This is a genomic window from Ruegeria sp. CDSB136 (genome assembly GCF_059610965.1).
In genome coordinates this window covers 1-2585 of sequence record NZ_JBXWOP010000056.1, presented here as the reverse complement: position 1 = coordinate 2585, position 2585 = coordinate 1, and the positions used below count along the sequence as shown (strand labels likewise).

2 protein-coding genes are annotated in these 2585 nt (G+C 54.1%); one reads left to right on the top strand and one right to left on the bottom strand.

Annotated features, from left to right (window positions below; all coding sequences use genetic code 11):
- Positions 1-486: 486 nt before the first annotated feature.
- Complete coding sequence (locus AC2FIR_RS24040) at positions 487-2319, top strand: TPR end-of-group domain-containing protein (protein WP_496747717.1); 1833 nt, start codon at positions 487-489, stop codon at positions 2317-2319.
- Here the strand turns inward: AC2FIR_RS24040 and AC2FIR_RS24035 are convergent.
- Positions 2316-2585 (bottom strand): hypothetical protein (locus AC2FIR_RS24035; protein WP_496763494.1); only part of this gene is annotated, 270 nt, incomplete at its 5' end. The two genes, AC2FIR_RS24040 and AC2FIR_RS24035, sit on opposite strands and share 4 nt — an antisense overlap.

Sequence of the window (2585 nt, the reverse complement as noted above, 5' to 3'; positions counted from 1 at the left end):
TTATCCCGAAGTTCGTGGACCAGCTCGATTGCGAGCGACTGATCCGCCTCCATTGCGGACGTATAGCCGACCAGGTCGGCCATCAAGATTACGGCCAGGCGAGCTTTCATAAAGCAAGGTTAAGACAACGCTCAGGTATTGTCATCTTTTGAAGCGGGCGAAGCGGCTTCTGGGCATCACCAAAGCAATGCAATGAATGGCGGCTTCGTCCGCAACTCTGCCGTTCAGAAGATTTCAGCGAACGTCCGCTACCGCTCTATGCAGACCTTCAGGCGAAATTTCTCGGAATGACCATTAACAATGACCGCTATTCGTTCCTAAGCCGTCGTCTGACTAAAAGACTCAGATGGCTGCGTTGAGCCCAATGTGGACCTTGCGAATGAGGTTTTACCGACATTTGTCTTCTGGTTCTGGACCGATTGCACGCTGCAATCTAGGCTCCGCTGTGTATGCATGCCAAGCATAACAAATTGATCGGAGTCATTAGTGGAACGACGGCTGTCAGCAATCATGGTAACCGACGTGGTTGGATTCAGCCGCCTGATGCGGGCCAATGAGATTGCGACGCTGCAGGCTTTGAAGAGCCACCTCGAAGATGTGGTGGAAGGTCAAGTTGCAGAGCATGCCGGGCGGGTCGTCAAAAGTACTGGCGATGGCTTCATTGCGGAGTTTCCAAGCGTCGTCAACGCAGCAACCTGTGGTGCCGAAATACAATCTCGTATGCGCAACCGCAATCTCGACGTTCCCATCGACAGGCGGATCGAGTTCCGGATTGGAATCAATGTCGGAGACATTATTCATGATGGCGATGATGTCTTCGGCGACGGTGTGAATATTGCAGCCAGGATCGAATCTTTAGCGCGCCCCGGCGGCATAGCCGTGAGTGGGCCCACTCGTTCTCAGATCAGTAGGGATTCAGGGCTTCGCTTCGAGGATGGTGGGGAACACGTCTTAAAAAATATAGATCAGCCTTTGCAGGTGTTTCATCTGGCAAGCAGCGGCGCACATGAGCTTCCAGCAGATGCACCGCTGCAACGCAACAAGTCAGTTGCGGTGCTGCCATTGATCAATCTGAGCGAAGACCGGGAACAGGACTACTTCGCCGACGGGATCACGGAAGACTTGATCGTGGATTTGTCAAAGATTTCCACCTTGTTCGTAGTCGGGCGCAACGCAGTGTTTGGCTACAAGGGCAAATTGGGCAACTCCTCGCGGATAGCGCGTGAGCTGGGCGTTCGATACCTGCTTGAAGGCAGTGTGAGACGCGCTGGCAAGCGTGTGCGCGTGACGGCGCAGCTGATCGACGGCACAACGGGGCGGCATGTCTGGGCTGACCGCTACGATCGTGATCTGGAAGACATATTCGAGGTGCAGGACGAGATCACGCGAACAATCGTCGATCAGTTGCGTATCAAGCTGAACGTGTCGGACGAACGTTCCATCGCCACGGCTCCTACTCGCGATGTCGACGCATATAGCTATTACCTGAAGGGCAGACACTTCTACCATTTGCGGATGCATGACTACATGGCGCGAGCAAGAGCTATGTTTGAGGAAGCTGTAAAGCTCGACCCCACATTTGCGCGCGCCTATGCAGGCATCGCAGACTGCGATTCCTGGTCAACAAGTTGGTTGGGCGCAGCCATCGATCGCGACGCGATACTTGCCTCAGCCGAAAAGGCTATAGAACTTGAACCGAACCTAGCCGAAGCACATGCTGCCAAGGGGCAGGCTCTTTTGGCAGCGGGGCAGGATAGCGCAGCACGCGCTTCTATGGAACATGCACTTTCTATCGATCCGTTGTGTTATGAGGCACATTACTACTATGCGCGTTACTGCTGGACGTCCGGAGAAACCGAGCAAGCCAAACACCATTTTATCCGAGCGCTTGAAATTAGGCCTGACGACTACCGCTCACCACTGCTTCTCAATATGATCCTGACGCGGTTAGGTGAAAAGGCGACTGGGCGGGATTATGTTGATCTAGGCTTGCAGAGAGCGAAAATTGCCGCCGATCTTTATCCTGACAATCCCGACCCGCTAGAACTTGGCGCGTCGACACTCGCCCAGCGGGGCGAGTTTGACAGCGCGCGGGAATGGTTGGACCGCGCGTTGCGAATACGGGGCGGAAGTGACGGCGGTAGTTTCAACATAGCTTGTGTCTATTCACTTTTGGGCGAAACGGATCTGGCACTGGATGTGCTCGAACGTATCGTCGAAGATGCAGGACCGGATGTGCGTCAATGGTTGTCTGTCGATCCTGATCTCGAGTCGATCCGCGACGATCCCCGCTTCAAGGAGTTGATGAAACTAGACTAGAGGCAGCAGGCGGAGGCCGATTTGGACAGATTGTGGCGAAACTGAAGGCCGAACACGAGGTCGTTCATGATTTGATCATGCGACTTGATCGTGCAACGGATAATCGCCCAACCAGCCAACGGCGTGGCTGCTAACGGCAGCAATGTCCGCAAAGCAGACATTGAACTGATTTGATCGAACATCCGCTTCGAGCCCAAATTGGTCTTTCGATTTTCACAGCCGCGTAGTTGCCGCAGTTCGTGGCAACTCAGATTTTCGATGCCGTG